General features: G+C 72.3%; 8 protein-coding genes and 1 tRNA gene. 8 read left to right on the forward strand and 1 reads right to left on the reverse strand.

The genetic code is table 11. The annotated features are described in order from the left end of the window. Window positions 1–33: 33 nt before the first annotated feature. Complete coding sequence (locus ACFU5F_RS37060; RefSeq protein WP_383897320.1) at window positions 34–642, reverse strand: 5-formyltetrahydrofolate cyclo-ligase; 609 nt, start codon at window positions 640–642, stop codon at window positions 34–36. A gap of 103 nt (window positions 643–745) precedes the next feature. On the opposite strand from ACFU5F_RS37060, the gene galU reads away from it, so the two are divergent. From galU to ACFU5F_RS37100, 8 genes are all read left to right on the forward strand, one after another. Continuing rightward, the gene (gene galU / locus ACFU5F_RS37065; protein WP_383897322.1) at window positions 746–1,657 is read left to right on the forward strand and encodes a UTP--glucose-1-phosphate uridylyltransferase GalU; all 912 of its coding nucleotides are present in this window, start codon (window positions 746–748) and stop codon (window positions 1,655–1,657) included. Continuing rightward, window positions 1,654–2,976 (forward strand): gephyrin-like molybdotransferase Glp, encoded by a 1,323-nt coding sequence (gene glp, locus ACFU5F_RS37070; protein WP_383897324.1) that lies wholly within the window; start codon window positions 1,654–1,656, stop codon window positions 2,974–2,976. The genes galU and glp overlap by 4 nt, the downstream gene beginning before the upstream one ends. An 84-nt stretch (window positions 2,977–3,060) precedes the next feature. After that, a complete protein-coding gene (moaC, locus tag ACFU5F_RS37075) occupies window positions 3,061–3,543 on the forward strand; it encodes a cyclic pyranopterin monophosphate synthase MoaC (protein WP_383897327.1) in 483 nt (160 codons plus the stop codon). Then, on the forward strand, window positions 3,540–4,070 hold the full coding sequence (locus ACFU5F_RS37080; protein ID WP_383897329.1) for a molybdenum cofactor biosynthesis protein B: 531 nt from the start codon (window positions 3,540–3,542) through the stop codon (window positions 4,068–4,070). The genes moaC and ACFU5F_RS37080 overlap by 4 nt, the downstream gene beginning before the upstream one ends. Window positions 4,071–4,087: 17 nt before the next feature. Next, window positions 4,088–4,729, forward strand: a complete 642-nt coding sequence (locus ACFU5F_RS37085) for a GNAT family N-acetyltransferase (protein WP_383897331.1) — start codon at window positions 4,088–4,090, stop codon at window positions 4,727–4,729. Between the two features lie 222 nt (window positions 4,730–4,951). Continuing rightward, window positions 4,952–6,298, forward strand: a complete 1,347-nt coding sequence (glpR, locus tag ACFU5F_RS37090; protein ID WP_383897333.1) for a gephyrin-like molybdotransferase receptor GlpR — start codon at window positions 4,952–4,954, stop codon at window positions 6,296–6,298. A gap of 125 nt (window positions 6,299–6,423) precedes the next feature. Then, a tRNA-Ala gene (locus ACFU5F_RS37095) sits at window positions 6,424–6,497 on the forward strand. 149 nt (window positions 6,498–6,646) lie between these two features. Next, window positions 6,647–6,859 carry a hypothetical protein gene (locus ACFU5F_RS37100; RefSeq protein ID WP_383897338.1) on the forward strand — a complete coding sequence of 71 codons (213 nt, stop codon included), beginning with the start codon at window positions 6,647–6,649 and terminating at the stop codon, window positions 6,857–6,859. Window positions 6,860–6,965 lie beyond the last annotated feature (106 nt).

The raw sequence follows: 6,965 nt of genomic DNA on the forward strand, positions 1-6,965 counted from the left end.
GCGCGTGGAGGGCCGCTTTCGCGTCCGCGTGGGTCACCGGAACCGTCGTACCCCCGCCGGGGTCACCACCGCGTGCACCGGGCGGTCGTGCGGCTCCTCGGGCACCCGCTCCACGACCTCCGTGTCGTACAGGAGCACCACCAGCGCGGGGTCGGCTCCCGCGCGTTCCAGCCGGGCCAGGACGCGGTCGTAGGAGCCGCCGCCCCGGCCCAGGCGCATCCCGCGCGCGTCGACCGCCAGGCCCGGCAGCAGCACGGCGTCGGCGGTGGTCACGGCCTCCGGGCCGAGGCGCTCCCCGGCCGGTTCGAGGAGCTCCATGCGTCCGCCCCCGTGCCGTACCCGCGCGAGCGAGGACTCTCCCTCGTAGACGCCCCAGTCGAGGTCGTTGTCGGGGAGCAGCGCCGGCAGCAGGACGCGCACGCCCCGGGCGCGGAGCGCGTCGAGGAGCGCGAGCGTGCCCGGTTCACTCCCCACGGCGACGTACGCCGCGACCGTGCGCGCGTGCGCCAGCTCGGGCAGACCGAGGGCCCGTTCCGCAAGGGTGCCCGTCGTGTTCCGGACGTCATCAGGTGTCAACCCGTTCCTCACCAGGAGGAGCTCTCGTCGCAACATTCGCTTGGAAAGCTCCGGTTCAGGTCCCATCCGGCTCACAGGTAGCTCCAGTATTGTTCGTAATCGGCTTATATGAGAACGAATTCATCGGAGCCACAGATTCCCCACAAAGGCACCGGATATGGTTCCGCCCATGAGTGAGGCGAACCCCAGGATCAGCAAGGCTGTCATCCCCGCCGCGGGTCTGGGAACCCGGTTCCTGCCGGCCACCAAGGCGACTCCCAAGGAGATGCTGCCGGTGGTCGACAAACCGGCGATCCAGTACGTGGTGGAGGAGGCCGCGTCGGCGGGGCTCGACGACGTCCTGATGATCACCGGCCGGAACAAGCGGCCCCTTGAGGACCACTTCGACCGCAACTACGAGCTGGAGTCGGCCCTCCAGAAGAAGGGCGACGCCCACCGGCTCGCCAAGGTCCAGGAGTCCAGCGACCTCGCGACCATGCACTACGTCCGCCAGGGCGACCCCAGGGGCCTCGGCCACGCCGTTCTGTGCGCCGCCCCGCACGTGGGCGACGAACCCTTCGCGGTCCTCCTCGGCGACGACCTGATCGACCCCCGCGACCCGCTCCTGAAGCGCATGGTCGAGGTCCAGGAGGAGAACGGCGGCAGCGTCATCGCGCTCATGGAGGTCGCGCCGGAGCAGATCCACCTCTACGGCTGCGCCGCCGTCGAGGCCACGGACGACGGCGACGTGGTCAAGATCACGGGCATGGTCGAGAAGCCGGATGCCGCCGACGCCCCGTCCAACTACGCGATCATCGGCCGGTACGTCCTCGCCCCGCAGATCTTCGACGTGCTGAGCCGCACCGAACCCGGCCGCGGCGGCGAGATCCAGCTCACCGACGCCCTCCAGCAGCTCGCCGCGGACGAGAAGGTCGGCGGCCCCGTGCACGGCGTCGTCTTCAAGGGCCGCCGCTATGACACCGGTGACCGTGGCGACTACCTGCGTGCCATTGTCAGACTCGCATGCGAACGTGAGGACCTGGGCCCGGAGTTCCGGACCTGGCTTCGCAGTTACGTAGCCGAGGAGATGCAGCCACAGTGAGCACCGCCGCGACCCGCACCGCCGACCCGGACCACCTCTGGTCGGTGACCGAGCACCTGGAGGACATCCTCGCCACCGTCCGCCCCCTGGAACCCATCGAGCTGCAACTCCTCGACGCCCAGGGCTGCGTCCTGGTCGACGACGTCACGGTGCCGGTCTCACTGCCGCCGTTCGACAACAGCTCGATGGACGGGTACGCGGTACGGGTCGCGGACATCGCGGGCGCGAGCGAGGAGTTCCCGGCCGTGCTCACGGTGATCGGGGACGTCGCGGCGGGCCAGGCCGAGGCGCCCCGGGTCGGGCCCGGCGAGGCCGCCCGCATCATGACCGGCGCCCCGCTGCCGCCCGGCGCGGAGGCGGTCGTCCCGGTGGAGTGGACCGACGGCGGCCTCGGCGAGGGACCCGTCTCCGGGATGCGCGCCCGCAGCGCGAACCCCGAGGGCGCCACCGGCCAGGTCGCCGTGCACCGCGCCGCCGAGGCACGCGCGCACGTACGCGCGCAGGGCAGCGACGTGAAGGCCGGTGAACGCGCCCTGGCCGCGGGGACGATCCTCGGTCCGCCGCAGCTCGGGCTGCTGGCCGCCATCGGGTACGCCTCGGTACGCGTCCACCCGCGCCCGCGCGTGGTCGTGCTCTCCACCGGCAGCGAACTGGTCCCCCCGGGCGAGACCCCGGCCGCCGGCCAGATCCACGACTCCAACAGCTTCGCCCTCACCGCCGCCGCCCGGGACGCGGGTGCCATCGCCTACCGCGTCGGCGCCGTCGCGGACGACGCCGAGACCCTCCGCTCCACCATCGAGGACCAGCTCGTCCGCGCCGACCTGGTCGTCACCACCGGCGGGGTCAGCGTGGGAGCCTACGACGTCGTCAAGGAGGCCCTGGAGTCCGTCGGCGACGAGGACGAGGAGGGCTCCGGCATCGACTTCCGCAAGCTCGCCATGCAGCCCGGCAAACCCCAGGGCTTCGGCACCATCGGCCCCGACCACACCCCGCTGCTCGCACTGCCCGGCAATCCGGTGTCGTCGTACGTCTCCTTCGAGATCTTCGTCCGGCCCGCCATCCGCACCCTGATGGGCCTGCCCGACGTCCACCGGCCGACCACCACGGCCACCCTCCGCGCTCCCAAGGCGCTGACCTCGCCCGCGGGACGCCGGCAGTATCTGCGCGGAACGTACGCCGACGGCGAGGTCACGCCCGTCGGCGGTGCCGGATCGCACCTCGTGGCGGCCCTCGCGCACGCCGACGCGCTGATCGTGATCCCCGAGGACACCGAGTCGGTCGAGCCCGCCGCGGAGGTCGAGGTCGTCCTGCTCGGCTGAACCGTCGGGGGTGGCGTACCGTGTCGCGCACAACCGAGCGCGCGCCGCACCGCGACGGGCCCCGACCGGGAGCGTCACACCACCATGAGTACGCCGCAGGACCGACTGACCCACCTCGACGACGCGGGCGCCGCCCGCATGGTCGACGTCTCCGGGAAGGACGTGACCGCGCGCACCGCCCGCGCCAGCGGCCGGGTCCTGGTCTCGCCGAAAGTGGTCGAACTGCTGCGCGGCGAGGGGGTGCCCAAGGGGGACGCCCTCGCCACCGCGCGCATCGCCGGGATCATGGGCGCCAAACGCACGCCGGACCTGATCCCGCTCTGCCACCCGCTCGCGGTGTCGGGCGTCAAGGTCGACCTGTCGGTCGCGGACGACGCCGTCGAGATCCACGCCACGGTGAAGACCACCGACCGAACGGGCGTCGAGATGGAGGCCCTCACCGCGGTCTCCGTCGCCGCCCTCACCGTGATCGACATGGTCAAGGCGGTCGACAAGGGCGCGGTCATCACGGACGTTCGCGTCGAGGAGAAGACGGGCGGCAAGTCGGGCGACTGGAACCGGACATGACGCCGCCCGGCGAGGACACCGGGAGAGCGCCCCACCGCGCCCTGGTCGTGACCGCCTCCAACCGCGCCGCCGCCGGGGTCTACGAGGACCGGGGCGGACCCCTGATCGCCGAGGGGCTGCGGAGGTTCGGGTTCGCCGTCGACGGCCCCCGGGTCGTGCCCGACGGCGACCCCGTGGAGGCCGCGCTGCGGGCCGGGGTCGCCGCCGGGTACGACGTGATCGTGACGACCGGCGGCACCGGGATCTCGCCCACCGACCGCACCCCCGAGGCCACCCGCGCGGTCCTCGACCACGAGGTGCCCGGCATTCCCGAGGCCATCAGGGCGTACGGCCGGGACAAGGTGCCGACGGCGGCGCTCTCCCGGGGGCTCGCGGGCGTCGCGGGCCGGACCCTGATCGTCAACCTGCCGGGCTCGACCGGCGGCGTCCGGGACGGCCTGGCCGTACTGGAACCCCTGCTCACCCACGCCGTCGACCAGCTCCGCGGCGGGGACCACCCGGGATCCGGCCACGGGGGTGCGAGCTGAACACTCCATCCTGGCCCGTGGCGCTGGTCGACGGCGAGGTCGTCCTCCGGCCCATAAAGATGCGTGACCAGCGGGCCTGGCGCGAGGTGAACCGGCGCAACCGGGACTGGCTGCGGCCCTGGGAGGCGACCATCCCGCCGCCCACGCCCAGCGGACCCATCGCCCACCGGCCGACCTACCGTCAAATGGTCCGCCATCTGCGGGCGGAGGCCAACGCGGGCCGGATGCTGCCGTTCGTGATCGAGTACCAGGGGCGGCTGGTGGGCCAGTTGACGGTCGCCGGGATCACCTGGGGCTCCATGTGCTCCGGCCATGTCGGCTACTGGGTGGACGAGTCGGTGGCCGGGCGCGGGGTGATGCCGACGGCGGTGGCGCTCGTCGTGGACCACTGCTTCCGGACCGTCGGACTGCACCGCATCGAGGTCTGCATTCGCCCCGAGAATCGGCCCAGCCGACGGGTGGTGGAGAAACTCGGATTCCGCGAGGAAGGTCTTCGTCCACGATATCTTCACATTGACGGGGCCTGGCGTGACCATCTCGTCTTCGCGCTCACCGCGGAGGAGGTCCCCGAGGGGCTCCTCGGGCGCTGGCAGCGCGAACGGGCGCGGAACGCGCGCAGCGCCGGTTCCGACGCCGGTAAGCCGGGTCCGCCCCCATAAATGAAATACGTGTTCGAAAAAGGTGCCCGGACGGTGATCGGCTGACGATCGACTTGAACGAGTCGGCACGTTCTTGGGGCGTTCTCGGCACGTTAATTTCGCGCTCTCGGCGGCCCGCTGATCGGATCGGTCACAAAAAAAGCTCGAAATATCAGCCGGATCGTGCGACACACCGGCTCAATTGGCGGATGGCCTCACGCAAACCCCTCTACCGTGTGAGTCGTGAGCAGCAGCGGCCTCATCTACGCAGTCATCGTCGGGGCCTGGGCCGCCTACTTGGTGCCGATGTGGCTCCGTAGGCAGGACGAGCTGAACGAAGCCCGTCCGACGGAACGCTTCAGCACCGCCATCCGGCTGCTTTCCGGCCGGGCGGGGATGGAGCGCCGATACGCCAAGGACCTGCAGGCGCGCTCCACCGACGAGGGGGAGCCCAGCGCCGAACCGGACGGCGTCACCGACTCGGTGGACGTCCGGGCCTTCGCCATGCCCCCGCATCGGGAGCACACGAAGGCCCAACTGCCGGTGGAGCGGGGTGAACCGGAGCCGCAGGGCCGGCAGCAGCAGCCGGGGAAACCGGCCGCGCAGGCGAACGCGCCGGCCCCGTCGAAGCCGCTGCCCCAGCAGGGCGGCGCGCCACAGGCCAAGCAGCCGGGCACGCCGGCCGCGAAGCAGCAGGCGGCCCACCCGTCCGCCCCCGCGCGCACGAAGCGCCCGGACAAGCAGACGGCGGGCGCACGCCGGGGCACCTCGGCGGAGGCCAAAGCGCGCGCCCAGCGCTCGAAGGTGCTCGCGCGCCGACGGCGTACGACGGTGCTCCTCTTCCTCGCGTTCACCCTCGGCGCGGTCGTCGCGGCGGTCGGCGGACTCGCCTTCCTGTGGGCGCCGGCCGTCCCCGCGGTCCTGCTCAGCGTGTACATCGCGCATCTGCGCCGCCAGGAACTGAAGCGCTTCGCGTACACGATGGACCGCCGGCAGGCGGAGGTGGCGGCCCAGCGACTGCGGGAGCGGCAGCCTCAGCGGCGACGCCCCGCGCCGGACCCGGTGGACGCCGACGAGTCGGAGGACGGACCCGAGAGCGAGGAGAACCGGGCCGAGCTGACCGCGCTCGCGGCCGACCGCCGCGCGCTCGTCGAGCAGACCGACCACGCCGAGTGGGTCGACCAGCAGCGGGAGCGCCAGCGGCGGCCCGGCCAGGGCGACAGCTGGGACCCGGTCCCCGTGCCGCTCCCCACCTACGTCACCGCGCCCGTCGCACCCCGGGCCACCTCCGGGGTGGACCTCGGCGCCCCGGACGCCTGGAGTTCCGCACGCTCCAGCGCGGCCGACCCGCACGGCTCCCCGGGCACTGCGTCCCACTCGGCGCCCGCCTCCGGGCGCGAGCCGGAGGCGGAACACGGCGCGGAGCAGGGGGCGGCGGACGCCGGTGCGGGCGAGGCCGGTGACGCTCCCGACGGCGGCCGCTGCGACGCGCGCCGGGCCGCGTCCGCGCGCCGCTCCCGCGAGCGGGGGCGCACACCCCTCTTCGACCAGTACGAGGACGGCGACCGTCCCCGAGCGGCCAACGAGTGATCTCACGGCCCCGGATCGCCCACTGGCGCTGACCAGCCGGGAACCGGTCGCAGGCCGCCCCGCGGCGTCCCGCATACGGATTTCCGAGCACCGCGATCGGGATGCTAGAGTTTCACTCGTTGCAAGGGCCTGTGGCGCAGTCTGGTAGCGCACCTCGTTCGCATCGAGGGGGTCTGGGGTTCAAATCCCCACAGGTCCACGCACAATCGTTCTTGAGTTCGCTCGGGAGTGGTTGACGAGATCCCGGCGATCATGATGATCGCGCGGGATCTTTGTCATTCCCCAGTGTCCGTTCGCACCTGCTCAGCGCCCGGCGTGGGTGAGAAGGCCGGTGGCACGCTCCTTGGTGTGTACGCCATCAACCGGCCGCGCACGCTGCTGCCCGAGGACGGCAGCGAGTACCAGCCGGGCAACGACGTCATCGACCGGCCGGTCGCCAAGCGGTCGATCCCGGCGCTGCGGCCCAACACGGTGTCGGCGAACCGGGAGTACTACGAGGCCCGGGTCGCGGACCAGAAGGCCCTGCGGGCGTTGCCCGTCACGCACTCCACCCCTCGGTGACGATGATCAAGGGCAAGGACGGCAAGGAGATCAGGGTCGCGCTGCGGAAAAAGGTGGCGGCGACCAGCTCCTGAGGAACAACCGGCGGTGCGGCGGCCGACACGGC

Origin of the sequence: Streptomyces sp. NPDC057438, from assembly GCF_042802995.1 — a bacterium.
In the GTDB taxonomy this organism is placed as follows: Bacteria; Actinomycetota; Actinomycetes; order Streptomycetales; family Streptomycetaceae; genus Streptomyces.

What these genes read in the sequence shown, in the direction of transcription:
- ACFU5F_RS37060 (WP_383897320.1), bottom strand. Translation starts at nt 642, where the DNA reads ATGGGACCTGAACCGGAGCTTTCCAAGCGAATGTTGCGACGAGAGCTC.
- galU (WP_383897322.1), top strand. Translation starts at nt 746, where the DNA reads ATGAGTGAGGCGAACCCCAGGATCAGCAAGGCTGTCATCCCCGCCGCG.
- moaC (WP_383897327.1), top strand. Translation starts at nt 3,061, where the DNA reads ATGAGTACGCCGCAGGACCGACTGACCCACCTCGACGACGCGGGCGCC.
- ACFU5F_RS37080 (WP_383897329.1), top strand. Translation starts at nt 3,540, where the DNA reads ATGACGCCGCCCGGCGAGGACACCGGGAGAGCGCCCCACCGCGCCCTG.